This is a genomic window from Sneathiella sp. (genome assembly GCF_036960985.1).
Lineage (GTDB): Bacteria > Pseudomonadota > Alphaproteobacteria > Sneathiellales > Sneathiellaceae > Sneathiella.
Genome location: NZ_JBALWD010000002.1, coordinates 123,938 through 140,217 on the forward strand (window position 1 = coordinate 123,938; position 16,280 = coordinate 140,217).

14 protein-coding genes and 1 tRNA gene are annotated in these 16,280 nt (G+C 49.0%); 10 read left to right on the forward strand and 5 right to left on the reverse strand.

Annotated features, from left to right (window positions below):
* Nucleotides 1–160 precede the first annotated feature (160 nt).
* From gltB to V7723_RS01690, 3 genes are all read right to left on the reverse strand, one after another.
* On the reverse strand, nucleotides 161–4,723 hold the full coding sequence (gltB, locus tag V7723_RS01680) for a glutamate synthase large subunit (protein WP_335682681.1): 4,563 nt from the start codon (nucleotides 4,721–4,723) through the stop codon (nucleotides 161–163).
* A gap of 18 nt (nucleotides 4,724–4,741) precedes the next feature.
* On the reverse strand, nucleotides 4,742–6,184 hold the full coding sequence (locus V7723_RS01685; RefSeq protein ID WP_335682682.1) for an NAD(P)-dependent oxidoreductase: 1,443 nt from the start codon (nucleotides 6,182–6,184) through the stop codon (nucleotides 4,742–4,744).
* A gap of 361 nt (nucleotides 6,185–6,545) precedes the next feature.
* On the reverse strand, nucleotides 6,546–7,499 hold the full coding sequence (locus V7723_RS01690; RefSeq protein WP_335682683.1) for a complex I NDUFA9 subunit family protein: 954 nt from the start codon (nucleotides 7,497–7,499) through the stop codon (nucleotides 6,546–6,548).
* A gap of 178 nt (nucleotides 7,500–7,677) precedes the next feature.
* Between V7723_RS01690 and V7723_RS01695 the strand changes: the two genes are divergently transcribed.
* The 10 genes from V7723_RS01695 to V7723_RS01740 all read left to right on the forward strand — a co-directional run bounded on the left by V7723_RS01695 (nucleotide 7,678) and on the right by V7723_RS01740 (nucleotide 15,562).
* Nucleotides 7,678–7,764: transfer RNA gene (locus V7723_RS01695), tRNA-Leu, on the forward strand.
* Nucleotides 7,765–7,837: 73 nt separating this feature from the next.
* Nucleotides 7,838–8,452: a ribonuclease D gene (locus V7723_RS01700; protein ID WP_335682684.1), complete on the forward strand. Its 615-nt coding sequence runs from the start codon at nucleotides 7,838–7,840 to the stop codon at nucleotides 8,450–8,452.
* A 154-nt stretch (nucleotides 8,453–8,606) separates the two neighbouring features.
* Nucleotides 8,607–9,611 (forward strand): KpsF/GutQ family sugar-phosphate isomerase, encoded by a 1,005-nt coding sequence (locus tag V7723_RS01705; RefSeq protein ID WP_335682685.1) that lies wholly within the window; start codon nucleotides 8,607–8,609, stop codon nucleotides 9,609–9,611.
* A gap of 3 nt (nucleotides 9,612–9,614) precedes the next feature.
* Nucleotides 9,615–10,292, forward strand: coding sequence for an LPS export ABC transporter periplasmic protein LptC (gene lptC / locus V7723_RS01710; protein ID WP_335682686.1), 678 nt, complete (start codon nucleotides 9,615–9,617; stop codon nucleotides 10,290–10,292).
* A gap of 34 nt (nucleotides 10,293–10,326) precedes the next feature.
* Nucleotides 10,327–10,872: a lipopolysaccharide transport periplasmic protein LptA gene (gene lptA, locus V7723_RS01715; RefSeq protein WP_335682687.1), complete on the forward strand. Its 546-nt coding sequence runs from the start codon at nucleotides 10,327–10,329 to the stop codon at nucleotides 10,870–10,872.
* Between the two features lie 23 nt (nucleotides 10,873–10,895).
* Complete coding sequence (gene lptB / locus V7723_RS01720) at nucleotides 10,896–11,663, forward strand: LPS export ABC transporter ATP-binding protein (protein ID WP_335682688.1); 768 nt, start codon at nucleotides 10,896–10,898, stop codon at nucleotides 11,661–11,663.
* Nucleotides 11,664–11,688: 25 nt separating this feature from the next.
* Complete coding sequence (gene rpoN, locus V7723_RS01725) at nucleotides 11,689–13,239, forward strand: RNA polymerase factor sigma-54 (protein ID WP_335682689.1); 1,551 nt, start codon at nucleotides 11,689–11,691, stop codon at nucleotides 13,237–13,239.
* Nucleotides 13,240–13,398: 159 nt separating this feature from the next.
* Nucleotides 13,399–14,001, forward strand: a complete 603-nt coding sequence (gene hpf, locus V7723_RS01730; protein WP_335682690.1) for a ribosome hibernation-promoting factor, HPF/YfiA family — start codon at nucleotides 13,399–13,401, stop codon at nucleotides 13,999–14,001.
* A 44-nt stretch (nucleotides 14,002–14,045) separates the two neighbouring features.
* Nucleotides 14,046–14,510 carry a PTS IIA-like nitrogen regulatory protein PtsN gene (ptsN, locus tag V7723_RS01735; RefSeq protein WP_335682691.1) on the forward strand — a complete coding sequence of 155 codons (465 nt, stop codon included), beginning with the start codon at nucleotides 14,046–14,048 and terminating at the stop codon, nucleotides 14,508–14,510.
* A 35-nt stretch (nucleotides 14,511–14,545) separates the two neighbouring features.
* Nucleotides 14,546–15,562 (forward strand): M23 family metallopeptidase, encoded by a 1,017-nt coding sequence (locus V7723_RS01740; RefSeq protein WP_335682692.1) that lies wholly within the window; start codon nucleotides 14,546–14,548, stop codon nucleotides 15,560–15,562.
* 7 nt (nucleotides 15,563–15,569) lie between these two features.
* On the opposite strand, the gene V7723_RS01745 is transcribed toward V7723_RS01740, so the two are convergent.
* Both V7723_RS01745 and V7723_RS01750 read right to left on the reverse strand, forming a co-directional pair.
* Complete coding sequence (locus tag V7723_RS01745) at nucleotides 15,570–15,788, reverse strand: hypothetical protein (protein WP_335682693.1); 219 nt, start codon at nucleotides 15,786–15,788, stop codon at nucleotides 15,570–15,572.
* Between the two features lie 34 nt (nucleotides 15,789–15,822).
* Nucleotides 15,823–16,269, reverse strand: a complete 447-nt coding sequence (locus tag V7723_RS01750; protein WP_335682694.1) for an Hsp20 family protein — start codon at nucleotides 16,267–16,269, stop codon at nucleotides 15,823–15,825.
* Nucleotides 16,270–16,280: the final 11 nt, after the last annotated feature.

Consider the following 16,280-nt stretch of genomic DNA (forward strand, 5'->3'; position numbering starts at 1 on the left):
CAGGAATAGTTGCAAGCATCAGGCCAAGTCGAACGCTCTGAAAAGCCCTTTGAAACTGCCATTCAGACGGTAAGACCGCGGAAGTGTTTCAGGAAAATTTGACTGGGTAAGGCAGGTTTTTCCCATGGATCATCGACGAACAATCCATGGGACAACAGGTTTAGGCTGTTTCGCGCATCCCTTCATCGCTCAATGGATGGGCCAATTTATTGAGCATTTCCTTAGGGCATATCTGATAGAATTTTCCAAGCTCCCAATCCCAATCCGCGACAAGGGATTGCGCCATTGGCGAATGGGTTTCCGTTGCATGCTGCGTCACCATATCTTTCAACACACCGGCCCAATGTTTGGACGTGACCCGTTGATAGACAACACTCTCATCGTTGATACTGGCTGGCAAAGTGTCATCGATATCATAAATAAACGCCATCCCGCCGGTCATGCCGGCACCAAAGTTATCGCCGACTGAACCCAGAACCGTGATCATACCGCCGGTCATATATTCACAGCCATTGGTCCCACATCCTTCAACCACGGAAATCGCCCCAGAATTTCGTACAGCGAACCGCTCGCCGGCTTGTCCCGCAGCAAACAGATAACCTGAGGTCGCCCCGTACAGAACGGTGTTACCAATGATCGTGTTTTCGTTCCATTTCAACGGGCTGGACGTCAGCGGCCGAACAATGATCGAGCCGCCGGACAATCCTTTTCCGCAATAGTCATTGGCATCGCCCAAAACTTCAAGCCGCAAGCCCTGAACAGCAAAAGCACCCAGCGACTGGCCGGCGGACCCGCGAAGACGGACCGTGATATGCCCGGATTCCAGACCTGTCATGCCAAACTGGCGGACAATTCTCGACGACAATTTGGTCCCGATTGCCCTGTGTGTATTGCGAATGCTATAGGCAAGCTGCTTTTTCTCGCCGCCCTTGGTAAACACACTGGCCGCATCCATGATCATTTGTGCATCCAGTGTTTCAGGCACTGGAACCGGACCATCATTGATACAGTAACGTGGATTATCACCAGAATCCGCTTCAACCAATAACGGGTTGAGGTCGAGATCATCCAGATGTGCAGATCCGCGGCTTACCTGGGAAAGCAAACTGCTGCGGCCGACAATCTCCTGCAAGGACCGATAGCCAAGCTCTGCCAGAATTTCACGCACTTCCTCCGCTAGAAAGCTGAACAGATTGACGACTTTGTCGGCATTTCCTTCGTATTTCTTACGAAGATCCTCATCCTGCGTACAAATCCCGACGGGACAAGTGTTGGAATGACATTGCCGCACCAGAATACAGCCAAGGGCGACCAGCGCACCGGTACCAAGTCCGTATTCTTCACCGCCCATCAGAGCGCTCATAACGATATCGCGGCCGGTTTTCATGCCGCCATCGACCCGCAGAAGAATACCAGGTCGTAATTTGTTCATCGTCAGCACCTGATTGACTTCCGGCAGACCCATTTCCCACGGCACACCCGCATATTTTATAGATGTTTGCGGACTGGCACCGGTACCGCCGGAGTTTCCGGAAATCATGATCACATCGGCTTTGGCCTTGGCGACACCCGCCGCGACTGTGCCGATACCGGCTTCGGCGACCAGTTTAACGCACACCCGGGCTTCCGGATTAATCTGCTTCAGATCATAAATCAGCTGCGCCAGATCCTCGATGGAATAAATATCGTGATGCGGCGGTGGTGAAATCAAGGTCACCCCGGGCGTCGAATTCCGCAGCTTGGCAATCATCTCCGAGACTTTGAAGCCCGGAAGCTGCCCGCCTTCGCCGGGTTTTGCGCCTTGCGCGATTTTAATCTCAATTTCTTCGCAGTTATTCAGATATTCCGCCGTGACGCCAAAGCGCCCCGAGGCAATCTGCTTGATCGCAGAATTGGCATTGTCGCCATTGGCCTGCGGTTTATACCGGCTGACATCTTCGCCGCCCTCGCCGCTATCAGACTTTCCGCCAATGCGGTTCATGGCAATGGCCAGCGTCTCATGGGCTTCTTTGCTCAGCGCACCTAAGCTCATGGCGCCGGTGACAAAACGTTTGCGGATTTCCGTAATGCTTTCCACTTCATCAATGGAAATTGGCTCGCGGTCTGATTTGAAGTCCAACAAATCCCGTAGATTGACCGGGGCCATCTGCCGCATGCCTTCGCTATATTTTTTATAGAGTGAATAGCTGTCTTTATCGACGGCGGATTGCAGCATATGAACCAGCTCACCGTCAAAGGAATGCACCTCGCCGGAGGCGCGGAAGCGATAAAGGCCGCCAATGGGCAGGCTGATAATATCTTCCTTGTAAGCCTTTTCATGCTGTTGCAGCACCTTGTGCTGAATACCGGGCAATCCGATACCGGAAATTCTGGACGGCATGCCCGGGAAAAACTCAGCAACCAGGGCCCGTGACAAGCCGACAGCTTCAAAATTATATCCGCCGCGATAGGAACTAATGACAGAAATGCCCATTTTTGACATGACTTTGAGCAACCCCTGATCAATGGCGCTTTTCGCCCGCATCAAGCAGCCTTGAATATCGAGTCCTGGAAACAATCCGCGATCAAAGCGATCCAAGATGGTTTCTTGCAACAAATAGGCGTTGACGGTCGTCGCCCCGACCCCAATGAGCACGGCAAAATACTGCACGTCCAGGCATTCACCGCTGCGGACATTGATGGAGGTAAAGGTCCGAAGCCCCTCATTGACCAAATGAGTATGAACACCGGCCGCGGCCAGAATGGAAGGGATCGGTGCCAATGTGCTGGACGTTCCCATATCACTTAAGATCAAATGGGCGCAGCCACCGCGTACCGCGTTCTCCGCTTCTTTACGGATTTTCTGCAACGCGTTGGTCAGCGCATCCGGACCCTCTGAAGGATCGAAGGTACAATCGATAGTCTCTGCACTATCGCCCATATACGTCTGCATGGCATCAAATTCACCATTGGTCAGAATAGGCGATTCCAGTGACAGGATTTCCGCCTGACTTTTATCTTCGTCCAGAATATTATTGAGGTTTCCAAGCCGGGTCTTCAAGGTCATGACCCGACGTTCGCGCAAGCTGTCGATGGGCGGGTTGGTAACCTGGCTAAAGCGTTGCCGGAAATAGTGATGCAATCCCCGATAATGCTTGGACAGAACCGCTAACGGCGTATCGTCCCCCATGGATCCGGTGGCTTCCTTACCGTCCTCGACCATCGGTTGCAGCAAGAGTTCGAGATCTTCCATGCTCCAGCCGGCGCAAAGCTGCCGCTGACGCAGCTCCTTGCGCTCAAAATGCCGGGGCTCTTCGGCGCCGCTCAAGGTGTCTCCGAGATTGACGATATTTTCGATCCATTTATCAAATGGCTTCGCCGAGGCCATTTTGTCTTTTAACTCGCCATCGAAATAAAAGGTGCCCTTTTTCAAGTCGACACCGATCATCTGCCCCGGTCCGACACGGCCTTTACGCACGATCTTGGATTCGTTGACCGGCACCATGCCCGTCTCCGAACCAACCACCAGCATACCATCGCCGGTGATCGTATAGCGCAGCGGCCGCAACCCGTTTCTGTCCATACCGGCGATGACCCACCGGCCGTCGGTCGCACAAATTGCCGCCGGTCCGTCCCAAGGTTCCATCACCGAATTACAATAGGCGTAGAGCGCCTTATGTTTGGGCGGCATGGACTCGCGGTTAGCCCAGCTTTCTGGAATAAGCAAAGTCTTGGACATAGGCGCACTTCGGCCGGCCCGAACCAAGACTTCGAAGACCGCATCCAGCGCTGCACTATCCGAGCTTCCGGCCTGGATAATCGGCTTCACATCGTCTGATTTTTCGCCGAACGTCGAGGAAACCATGCGAATTTCATGGCTTTTCATCCAGTTTACATTGCCGCGAATGGTATTGATTTCGCCGTTATGGGCCAGAACCCGAAACGGTTGCGCCAAATTCCAGGTTGGGAAAGTATTCGTCGAATAGCGTTGGTGATAAATAGCGAAATTAGAAACAAACCGCTCATCCAGCAAATCGGGATAGAAGCTTGATAGCTGTTCCGCCAGAAACATCCCCTTATAAATGATAGAGCGGCACGACAATGTGCAGATATAAAACTCGTTGATATGCGCTTCGAGAACTTTTTTCTCGATCCGCCGGCGAATAATATACAAATCTCGCTCAAACTCATTGTCATCAACGCCGCGCGTATTGGCGATCATGATCTGTTCGATTTCGGGGCGGGTGGCGTTGGCTTTTTCACCAATGATACTGGCATTCACCGGCACCTGCCGCCAGCCGTAAATATAGTAGCCGAAGGCCAGAATTTCTGTCTCGACGATTGTCCGGCAGGTTTCCTGGCCTTCGAAATTCGTTCTCGGCAAAAACACCATGCCGACGGCGAGTTTGCCCGCAATGGGCTCATGACCGGTGCGGGTGATATGCTCCTTAAAGAAATCCTGTGGGATCTGCACATGAATGCCGCAGCCGTCGCCGGTTTTGCCATCCGCATCAACGGCCCCGCGATGCCAAACTGCTTTCAGCGCGTCAATTCCAGCCGCAACAACAGCTCTGGAAGGTTTTCCGTCGATTGCCGCAACAAGACCAACGCCGCAGTTATCCTTTTCTTCCGCAGGATCATACATGCCTTTTTCTTCCAAGAAAGCGGCATTCTTTTTCCAGGATTTAACGAAATCTTCGCCTGAAGTCATCTTGGCGGTCCGTTTTTTCGCATCTTTTTTCATATTATTTTTCCCAGCAGCTCAAGAGGCAATGGCGACAGCTTCTGCCGCGCTTTTGCCCTTTAAATATTTATCAATCGCAAGTGACGTATCGCGGCCATCGCGAATAGCCCAGACAACCAGCGATGCGCCGCGGACAATATCCCCGATCGCATAAACACCTTCCAGATTGGTTAGACCCGTGCCAAATTCAACGACGATTGTTCCCCACCGGGAGACCTCAAGACCAGGCTCATCAAATAATGCGGGAATATCTTCCGCATCAAACCCCAGTGCCTTGATGGCAAGATCACAGGGAATGTCATGCTCGGACCCCGAAATCTCAACCGGAACCTGCCGGCCAGTCGAATCTGCAATGCCCAGATGCATGTCAATCGCCTTGACGCCGCGTACTTTTCCATCCCCAAGAAATGCTTTTGGCGCGGAAAGCCAGACGAATTCCACACCTTCCTCTTCAGCATTAACAACCTCTCGCAGGGAACCGGGCATGTTCTTGCGGTCCCGACGGTAAAGGCATTTCACGGATTTCGCGCCCTGACGAACTGCTGTTCGCACGCAATCCATCGCCGTATCACCGCCGCCAATGACCACCACATCCTTGCCCTGCGCATCAAATGTCCCATCCTCAAACTCCGGAACATCGTCGCCCAGACCCTTACGATTGGACGCCGTCAAATAATCCAGCGCTGGAACGATGCCGCCGACGCCGCTGCCGGGCAATGAAATATCCCGGGCCTTATAAACACCTGTCGCGATAACGATGGAGTCATGCTTTTCCCGGAGCTCATCAAGACTGGCGTCGCGGCCAATTTCGAAGTTCATATGAAAGGTCACACCGCTGTCTCGAAGCAGTTGTGCTCTCTTCTCGACGATGTCTTTTTCAAGCTTGAAAGCCGGAATACCGTAAACAAGTAAGCCGCCGATACGGTCATACCGGTCATAAACATGGACCTGATAACCCTTTTTTCTCAGCTCATCTGCCGCTGCCAACCCACCGGGACCCGCGCCAATGATGCCCACGGACTGCGCCAACTCTGTAACCGGGACCGTTGGCTTGACCCAACCCTTTTCCCAGGCAGTATCAGTAATGTATTTTTCTACAGCCCCGATGGTGACCGATTCAAATCCTTTTTCAATGACACAAGAGCCTTCGCAAAGTCGATCTTGCGGACAAATGCGGCCACAAATTTCAGGGAAGTTGTTCGTCGCCTGGCTCATTTCATAGGCTTCTTCCAACCGTCCATTGGCTGTCATGTTCAACCAATCGGGAATGTTATTCTGTACCGGACAATGAACCTGGCAATACGGAATGCCGCATTGAGAACACCGGCTTGCCTGTTCATTCGCCTTGTCATGCGAATATTCATCATAGATTTCAGAAAAATCCTCACGTCGATTGTCCGCCGCGCGTTTCGCTGGCATTTTCTTTTCTAACGATACAAATTTCAGCATATTCTTAGACATCAGGCGTTCCCAATCCAGACCCGCAAGGTGCAGGTTTACTTCTTCCACAAACTTTTAACTTAATCCTGTACCGAAAGCCCAAAAGGCACGAGCTGGATAAAACCCCAGCATTTCCGGTCTTTACCTGCGCGTATTAAAATTAATAGGAGGCAAAGGGAAGCATTGAATAGCCTAAAAAATCAAAAATTACCAGAAAAAAGCGATAAATAGGTCAATATATATGACGTATTTATACAAAGGGCCCGCCATTTCCTCGAATTTCATATCATTTTTGTTAAAATGTAAGGAAAATTTAGTACAGTATCGGACCTAATTAATCACAGGTGATTCTTATCCGCTTTAATAAGGCCGAGACCCGCTGCTAAGTAAGGTCAACAGTTTTTGTCCCACCGCCTTTTTTGTAACGGTGCAAATATGACGGAACAACGGAATCAATGGAGGCAGCCTCTATTCCGAGGTCTTGCAAATTGGGAAAATCCCCCGACGCAACGTTATCGACTTTCAATAACTTGACCTGATCGGGTGTCAATTGTGGGCGCCCTGGCGCCAGCTTCATGAAAATGGCCATAAAAGACATTAAAGGTGCCGGAACTGGCAGAAGCAAACAACTCCGGTCCGTATACGCCAAAACCTTTTTCATCAGATCATGGAAGCTGACCGCATCCGGGCCGGTTAATTCCCAAATCTTGCCTTGCTCAGAAGGCGTTTCCACAATTCTGACAATCGCTTCCACCAGATCTTCTATCCAAATAGGCTGCATTTTGGCCTGGCCGCCATCGGACAATGGGAAGATCGGCGTCAGTGCAAACAGCTGGGCAAAGCGATTGAAAAAATCGTCATCAGTGCCAAAGACGACCGAAGGCCGTAAAATAGTCGCACCAGGAAACTCTGTTGCTGCCAACTCTTCGCCAACGGCTTTACTGCGGGCATAGTCCGCCTCATGTTCCCTGTCAGCACCGAGCGCCGACATATGAACAAGCTGTTTCGCGCCGGCTTGTAGAGCGGCTTTCGCAACCCGCTCTGCACCGTCCACATGAACCGCACCGAAGGACTGAGCGCCCGCTTCATAGAGCAATCCAACGAGATTAATGACAATATCGGCCCCTGCGACAGCGCGATCGACAGACGGTTGATTGCGAATGTTCGTCTGCATACCGACAATTTGGCCGACATTTCCCTGCGTCATCAGCTGCACGGCGCTTTCCGGATCCCGTACGGCGAGCCGAATTTGATATCCTTTTGCTGCCAGACGCCCGACCAAATGGCGCCCTATGAATCCGGAGCCCCCAAAGATGGTAATTAATCGATCTGGCATACTGTCATCCTTTGCTCGAAAATTTTAGGCTATATCATTGCGCATTGCGCCATTCCTGAGGCAATTTCTACCCGTATATAACCTCCACGCCAAGCCCAAACCGAAAAATACTTGAATTCTTTTGTCGAAGTTTGTTGACAACAAAGACCTTGCTTTATATCAGAGGCACCATTGAGTTGCCCAGGTGGCGGAATTGGTAGACGCGCTAGCTTCAGGTGCTAGTGGCCTTATGGTCGTGGAAGTTCGAGTCTTCTCCTGGGCACCATTCGATGAACAACTATCAAGCGGTTATGCCAGCTTTCGATTCCGGCGTAGTGGCCGTGCTTTCGGAGGACTAAATGGCAATATTTTTACATCACAACGATCTTCCCGATGATGTCGATCTCGGCAACAGCATAGCAATTGATAGCGAGACCATGGGATTACTGCCCCACCGGGACCGCCTTTGCCTGATCCAATTGTCCTCAGGTGATGGTGATGCGCATTTAGTGAAATTTGACGGCAAGACCTACGACGCGCCCAATCTGGCGACCCAACTCAATGACCCGGACCGCCTCAAGCTTTTCCATTTTGGTCGCTTTGATATTGCGGTATTGAAGAAGTATCTCAATATCGACTGCGCCCCCGTTTACTGCACAAAAATCGCGTCCCGTCTCGTTCGCACCTATACCGACCGTCATGGCCTAAAGAACCTATGCCAGGAATTGCTCGGCATTGATATTTCCAAGCAGCAACAAAGTTCCGACTGGGGCGCCGAAGAGCTATCGCAAGCACAAATGGAGTACGCAGCGTCGGACGTTTTGTACCTTCATCAGTTGAAGGAAAAACTCGACGTGATGCTTGCCCGGGAAGGCCGAAAAGAATTGGCTGCTGAATGCTTTTCCTTTTTGCCTGTACGGGCGGAATTGGATCTTGCCGGTTGGGATGAGACGGACATTTTTGCCCATTCATAAGTTTTTCCCTATTTGATATCAAAATCTTTCAAACAGAATACGCTATTAACCTTGTTAATTTGGCGCAATTTTCTTATATATTTAGTATGCTTGAGTGTTTTTTGCTGGCTTACTTCATCAAGGCCCGCGCCCGCAACTTATAAGGACGGACTAATTGACTGAAACCACAGATCAAGTGATAGTGGGTTTGACGGAAAAAAGCCGTGATCTGGAGAGTGCGCGTAATGTCCTGACCATTGAGGCTGATGCGATATCTCAATTGCAAAAAAGCCTTGATAGTAAATTCGTTGAAGCCCTTGACCTTATCAGCCAATCTACCGGCCGTGTCATCGTTAGCGGGATGGGAAAAAACGGCCATATTGGAAATAAAATAGCGGCAACCTTGGCCTCTACAGGAACCCCGGCGCAGTTTGTTCATCCTGGCGAAGCAAGCCATGGTGACTTGGGTATGATCACGAAAAATGACACAGTATTATGCTTGTCAAACTCGGGCAGCACAAAAGAACTCAGCGATATAATTGCCTATACAAGGCGCTTCGATATCCCGCTCATCGGCATCGTCGGTAAGCTGGATAGTACTTTAGGCCGTCGCGCCGATGTGGCCCTTGTCTTGCCCCCTGCTCCTGAAGCCTGCCCAATGGGGCTAGCACCAACAACTTCGACGACAATGACACTTGCGCTCGGTGATGCCCTTGCGGTTGCTTTACTTGAGCGACAGGGGTTTGATTCTTCTCAGTTTCATGTATTTCATCCAGGTGGCAACCTGGGCAGTTCGCTGATTAAAGTCAGCGATATTATGCATACGGACAAAGCCGTTCCGGTTATCGGCAGTGAAACACTTATGAGCGATGCACTGATTGAAATTTCAACAAAGAGTTTTGGTTGCGTTGCCATAACAAATAACACAGGCAAACTTGCGGGGGTCATCACCGACGGCGATTTAAGGCGTCACATGGGACCCGATTTACTAAGCAAAAGAGCTTTGGATGTGATGACGGAAAACCCTCAAACCATTTCCCCTCGAGCCTTGGCAGGCGAAGCGCTATCTCAAATGAATTCGACAGGCTTCAATGGTATTACCTGTCTTTTTGTAACTGAAGACGATGAAATTCTAGGTATTGTGAGTGTTCACGACTGTTTGCGCAGTGGAGTGATGTAAGAAATGAAACCCGCTGACGCCATTTCTGCTGACGAGAATGCCGACAAAGGATCGGTTTCTGAAGCACCGAAATTTGTCGCATCGGACATTCTTGATGGGGTAAAATTTAGCTCGCGCTACAGCCATTTCGTCGCCATTGCTAAATTTATACTCCTGGGGCTTGCAATTCTTCTCATCGGATTGGCTTTTGTTCTACCTAATCTAGAGAAAGAGGAAGGGTTTACACTTGATTATGCGGATTTGATCGTGTCCGACGATAGCCTGACAATGAAAAATCCGCAATTTGTTGCCAGTGATCTCAGTAATCAAAACTACGTTGTAACGGCTGATACGGCGACACAAAAAACCGCTACGAGCTCAGAAATTACCCTGAAAAACCTGCAGGCTGATATCACACTTAAATCAGGAGAATGGGTTTCACTGTCCGCCCCTGATGGTGTCCTCGATCAAGACACCGGCCTATTGCAGCTTTTTGGAGATGTAAATATTTTTTCGGATAGTGGCGATCAGTTCACCATGAAATCAGCAGAAGTCGATTTGAAAAAACGGACTATTGTCAGCCCCAACCGTGTTATCGGTCATGGACCCCTTGGCGCCATTGAAGCAGATAAACTTGTGGCAGATCAATTAACTGGTAGATTACGTTTTGAAGGCAATGTACGACTTAAAATATATCCCTAAATCAGAAATAACGGACAGATCTGGAAACAACAAAATGAAAAAGATTACGGGATTATTTCTGTTAGCCGGTATCCTTTTAGGTGCCATGGGGAGTTCTCTCGTCATCGCCCAATCAGCTTTAACCGGCGGGGAATATGATACTAATCAACCGCTTGAAATTACAGCTGACTCCCTGGAAGTTCAACAGGATAACCAACAGGCCATTTTTGAGGGCAATGTCGATGTAAAGCAAGGTGAAATACGCATGCGGGCCGACAAGCTAATTGTCTATTACGCGGACAAAAACACTGCAAAGGATGGCGGTCCGGCCAATATCAAGAAAATTGATGCCATAGGAAATGTCTTTCTGTCCAGCCCGCGGGAAACCGCCGAAGGCGAAACGGGAACATATGATGTGAACAGTAAACGGGTAGACCTTCGGGGAAATGTGGTATTAACGCAAGGGCAGAATGTCTTGCGAGGCGACAAGATGACTTTGAACATGGTGACAGGCACGAGCCGAGTCGAAAGTGCCGCAACAACGGACGGTGGCACGGGTCGCGTTAAAGGCATTTTCGTGCCGGAACAGAAGGCCGAGTAGTTGAGTAAAGGGGCTTTTAAGCGATGAGTATGGATGAAGAGGAACGTGTTCCCAGGTTGGTTGCCGAAAATTCGGGGCTCGTGGCGCAAAATATTGGGAAGGCATTTAAAAAAAGGCCCATTCTTCGCGGCGTCGATATTGTTGTAAACCGCGGAGAAGCTGTTGGCTTGCTTGGTCCGAATGGCGCCGGGAAAACAACCAGTTTTTATATAATTTCCGGCCTGTTGAGCCCCGATTACGGATCGATTATTCTAGATGGACGAGATGTCACAGACCTTCCCATGTACAGACGGGCACGGTTGGGTATCGGTTACTTGCCGCAAGAGGCGTCCATTTTCCGGGGCCTGAATGTCGAACAGAATATTCGAGCCGTACTTGAACTTATCGAACCTGTTCGTGAAAAACGTGAGAATTTGCTTGAAGGACTTCTCGCGGAGTTTTCCATTACACATTTAAGACGAACCCCGGCAGTCGCCCTATCCGGCGGGGAACGTCGCCGGGTGGAAATTGCTCGAGCTTTGGCCGGAAAACCAAGTTATATCATGCTGGATGAACCGCTTGCCGGTATCGATCCAATTGCGGTCGGTGATATTCGTGATTTAGTCTCTCATCTGAAAGACCGCGGCATCGGCGTTTTAATCACAGAGCATAATGTCCGTGAAACTTTGGAAATCATCGATCGAGCATACATTCTTAACGATGGTCGTGTCATAAAAGAAGGCACCCCATCTGAGATTGTTTCAGATGAGGGGGTACGACGTGTCTATTTAGGGGACCGCTTTAATCTCTAGCGTTTGACATTGATCAGGAGTAACGATGGCTTTAACGCCCAGACTGGATTTACGACAAAGTCAACAGCTTGTGATGACGCCTCAGTTGCAGCAGGCCATCAAACTGTTGCAATTGTCTAATCTGGACCTCGCCGCTTATGTCGAACAAGAGCTCGAGAAGAACCCTTTACTTGAGCGCTCTGATGCGTTGGAGGCGCAAGAAGCCAATTCTGGTGCGGTAGAACAAGAAAGCGCACCAGCCTCTGCTGACAATGATGACACACCACTAAAAGAACTATCAATTTCTAACGACGGCACCTCTCCGGATGATGGGAATAGCACGCCTGAAGCAGATTATGATAATACATATAACGATACGGTAACAGATATGCCGGCAGAACAATCTTTTGCTGATGGCGCCGACACCGGGTATCTGGGCGCCAATTCAGGAGGAAGTTCCAATTTCTCAAGCAATGATCTTAATCTTGAAAACACCCTGTCAGAAGATTTATCGCTCCAGGATCACTTGACCCAGCAGCTTAATCAACTCCCCCTTTCAAATTCGCAGAAACTTATTGCTTCTTATATGATTGATCTGGTTAGCGATGCTGGATATTTTACGGAAGAGCTCAATGATGTTGCAGAAATATTAGGATGCGGACGAGGCGCTGTTGAAACCGTTTTTACAGCCTTACGCACTATGGAGCCGGTTGGTATCTTCGCAACAGATCTCGCTGACTGTCTCGCCTTACAGCTGATGGACCGAAACAGATTTGATCCAGCAATCGAAGCTCTTCTTAGCAATCTGAATATGCTGGCGGAAGGAAATTTGAAAGGGTTGCTTGAAATTTGTGATGTTGATCAAGAAGACCTGAGAGAAATGATTTCAGAGATCAAAGCGCTGGATCCAAAACCTGGCCTTCAATTTGACAGCGAAGTAGCACAAACGGTTATTCCTGATATTTTCGTCCGTCGACGTCCGGATAGCACCTGGCACATAGAATTAAACAGCGAAACCTTGCCAAAAGTTCTTGTTAACAACAGCTACTATTCGGTGCTGAACACTAAAACAAAGAAAAAAGAGGAAAAAGAGTATCTTTCAGATTGCCTGAGTACAGCGAACTGGTTGGTCAAATCTTTAGATCAACGGGCACAGACGATATTGAAGGTTGCAACGGCTCTGGTTGCAGAACAAGAAATGTTTTTCACCCAAGGCATTGAGTTTCTACGCCCCCTCAATTTAAAAACAATTGCCGATACGATTTCCATGCACGAAAGTACGGTCAGTCGCGTTACGTCAAACAAGTATATTGCGTCGCAACGCGGTATATTTGAACTTAAGTATTTTTTCACGTCAGCGATTAACTCGACATCTGGCGGCGATTCACACTCCGCTGCTTCAGTTCGACATAAATTGAAGCGGCTCATAGATGACGAATCCCCTAATAAGATCCTTTCCGATGACAAAATCGTCGAATTGATGAAATTGGAGGGGATAGATATTGCACGACGGACCGTTGCAAAGTATCGTGATGCGATGAAGATTCCCTCTTCCGTACAACGTCGAAGACTGAAGAAGCAGTTGATTGCTTCCTAAACGGGGATACATGAAATGACGCCACCAAATCAGCGAATTTTATTTTCTACAACCGCATATTGACAATGCGGTACGCAAAAACTATGGTCCCGCCCTCAAATTGATTTGGACGTTTTTCCGGGGCGGATAATTGGTTCACTTCTAGAATTGGAATTACAGATGCACGTGATTGTAAAAGGTAAACAGATAGATGTTGGCGATGCACTTCGAGTGCATATTGAAGATGCTCTGATTGCAGGCGTCTCAAAATACTTTGACAACGCTATTGACGCCCAAGTGACTCTAAGCAAGAAAAATCACAATTTCCATACGGAATGCAGTGTGCATATAGGGTCCGGAATTGATGTAACCGCGTCTGCCGATCATGTTGACCCCTACGGAAGTTTTGATACTGCGGCTGAGCGTGTCGAAAAGCAGTTGCGTCGTTATAAACGCCGTTTAAAAAGCCATCACGGCAAAGAGCGATACCAAGCCAAGCAATCTCTTGCCGCGCAATCTTATATTCTGGCGCCGGAGCCGGAAGAGATCGAAGTCGAAGTCGAGGCAAATGACGACTGGCAGCCAATCATTATTGCGGAAAGCAGCGCAGATATTCCAAATTGCGCCGTCGGTGAAGCCGTTATGAGAATGGATTTGGCCAACCTTCCTGCCATGATGTTTCATAATTCGCAAACCAATGGTTTGAACGTTGTCTACCGCCGGCAAGACGGCAACATTGGCTGGATTGACCCACGTGTCGAGTCGGCGAAAAAGTCTGCCTAAAGCGCTGGAAAATCGAAAAAGAATTACCATTTAGTACAGGTATCATGGAACTTACTGACCTTATCAGCCCGGAGACTGTCTTCGCGGATCTAAAAGCGACGAGCAAAAAGCACGCCTTGCAGGAACTTGCACGGCGTGCAGCAGCTGTGACTGACTGCCCCGAACGTGCCATTTTAGATGTTCTATTGGAACGCGAGAGACTGGGTACGACGGGTATTGGCCGAGGTATCGCAATTCCTCACGGAAAGCTGGCGGGCATCGATCATGTTTATGGTTTATTCGCAAAGCTCGATTCCGGTATTGATTTTGACTCGATGGATGACATGCCCGTCGATCTCGTATTTCTGCTGCTTGCACCAGAATCTGCGGGCGCTGATCATCTGAAAGCCTTGGCCCGCGTATCTCGTACTTTACGAGACAAAGGACGATGTGAGAAATTACGAGGAAGCAACGATGCGGACGCATTGTTCGCAGTGCTAACGGATGAAAGCGCACAATCAGCAGCCTAAAAGGATTCTGTGATGCTCTTCATATTGCTTGCCAAATGACATCAAGATTTCGCAAGCGTCTCGCCGCCATCACATGCCTTATGCTTACTGTCATATCTGCTCACGCGTTCGCAGATGACCTTGAGCTTGATTTACCAATTGGCTGTCAGCTTGGCGATACCTGTTTTATCCAGCATTATCCCGATATGGATCCTAGCAAGAAGGCAAAAGACCACACATGCGGTTTCTTGACCTATGACGGTCATAAAGGCACAGATTTCCGACTGCCAACGCTTGCAGATATGGAAGCAGGCGTTCCAGTTCTCGCGGCTGCAGACGGTGTTGTAGCGAATTTAAGAGACGGCGTTACGGATCAGTATTTTGAAGATTATCCATCAGCTGTTCGTCCACGAATAAAAGAAATCGGGCTCGGAAATACGGTGATACTTGCCCATGAAAACGGCCTGAAGACCATCTATGCGCACCTGAAAAAGAACAGCGTTACTGTCGCCAAATTGCAAAAAGTAAAGCGTGGTGATATATTGGGTTATGTTGGCTTATCCGGCTTAACAGAATTTCCGCATTTGCACTTTCAGGTCATGTCTGGCAAAGCCGTCATTGACCCCTTTTCAGGCCCGCAGAAAACCACGCCCTGTACGCATTCAGAAACGCCCCTATGGTCCGAAGTCGCGCAGCACGAACTGGCGTATCAACCGACTGGGTTTCTCGTAACCGGCTTCTCGGCGAAAATCCCAAAGAATCGACGGGCACTGGAAAGCGGAAATATGCAGCAAAGCCTGTTGCCGCCAAATAGCCAGACTCTTATCTTTTGGTCGCTATATTATGGATCCCAAAAAGATGATGTCGTAACGTTGACAATCGTAGGACCGGACAACAAATTACTAAAGGAGTATTCCCCGAAGCGGGTATCTAAAAATCAAATTTCGAAATACTTCTTTGTCGGGATTAAAAAGCCGAAAACTGGTTGGCCGAAGGGTGACTATCGTGGACAAATCACGATCAAGCGTTCATCCGCGACGATTATTGACGAAGCGAAAATCTCGGTTCGATGAAAATTCGCTAATTGACGAGGAAAGCCTCAAAGTCATTTTGACGGGCAACTACCATCGCGACGTCTGCAGAAGACTCATCGCCAAGTTTTTCACCATTTGCCGCGAAAATACCGTAGGTGATGTCTCCTTCGTCTTCTACTTTTCGGATATACGCGATATCCATGGATCCCAACATCCCAAAGGCCGCAGAACTCATCTGTCGTAAGGTGGTTTCCTGATACTGCATTTTAATACTCCTGCTAATACGCTAACGCCTCGAACTAAATTAATTCACCAGAATCTATCGTCTTCATATCTTTTTTATTGCTCTTCTTCGTAATCTGAATCTGCCGGCTATTGACACTTGGTGTCGGTAAAAGCAAATCAATGTGAAGAAGCCCATTATCAACTTCAGCACCTGTCACTTCAATTCCTTCCGCAAGGACAAATTTCTTCTTGAACTGCCGTGCGGCAATTCCACGGTGCAAAAATACGCGATCTGTTTCTTCTCTTTGCTTACCATGAATGATTAGCTGATTTTGTTCCAGCGTTATTTGCATATCTTCCTCACTAAATCCAGCAACAGCAAGTGAAATTCGCAGTGCGTCCTGCCGAACCTGTTCAATATTATAAGGAGGGTAACCTTCACCACCAGATTTGGAGAGTTGCTCTAACATCTGATCAAAGTGATCGAATCCAAGCATCAATGGATTATTAAAGGTCGACATTCTCGGCATTT

What these genes read in the sequence shown, in the direction of transcription:
- lptA (WP_335682687.1), top strand. Translation starts at nt 10,327, where the DNA reads ATGAAAAAGATTACGGGATTATTTCTGTTAGCCGGTATCCTTTTAGGT.
- hpf (WP_335682690.1), top strand. Translation starts at nt 13,399, where the DNA reads ATGCACGTGATTGTAAAAGGTAAACAGATAGATGTTGGCGATGCACTT.
- V7723_RS01685 (WP_335682682.1), bottom strand. Translation starts at nt 6,184, where the DNA reads ATGTCTAAGAATATGCTGAAATTTGTATCGTTAGAAAAGAAAATGCCA.
- ptsN (WP_335682691.1), top strand. Translation starts at nt 14,046, where the DNA reads ATGGAACTTACTGACCTTATCAGCCCGGAGACTGTCTTCGCGGATCTA.
- lptC (WP_335682686.1), top strand. Translation starts at nt 9,615, where the DNA reads ATGAAACCCGCTGACGCCATTTCTGCTGACGAGAATGCCGACAAAGGA.
- V7723_RS01740 (WP_335682692.1), top strand. Translation starts at nt 14,546, where the DNA reads ATGACATCAAGATTTCGCAAGCGTCTCGCCGCCATCACATGCCTTATG.
- lptB (WP_335682688.1), top strand. Translation starts at nt 10,896, where the DNA reads ATGAGTATGGATGAAGAGGAACGTGTTCCCAGGTTGGTTGCCGAAAAT.
- V7723_RS01700 (WP_335682684.1), top strand. Translation starts at nt 7,838, where the DNA reads ATGGCAATATTTTTACATCACAACGATCTTCCCGATGATGTCGATCTC.
- V7723_RS01750 (WP_335682694.1), bottom strand. Translation starts at nt 16,269, where the DNA reads ATGTCGACCTTTAATAATCCATTGATGCTTGGATTCGATCACTTTGAT.
- gltB (WP_335682681.1), bottom strand. Translation starts at nt 4,723, where the DNA reads ATGAAAAAAGATGCGAAAAAACGGACCGCCAAGATGACTTCAGGCGAA.
- V7723_RS01745 (WP_335682693.1), bottom strand. Translation starts at nt 15,788, where the DNA reads ATGCAGTATCAGGAAACCACCTTACGACAGATGAGTTCTGCGGCCTTT.
- rpoN (WP_335682689.1), top strand. Translation starts at nt 11,689, where the DNA reads ATGGCTTTAACGCCCAGACTGGATTTACGACAAAGTCAACAGCTTGTG.
- V7723_RS01690 (WP_335682683.1), bottom strand. Translation starts at nt 7,499, where the DNA reads ATGCCAGATCGATTAATTACCATCTTTGGGGGCTCCGGATTCATAGGG.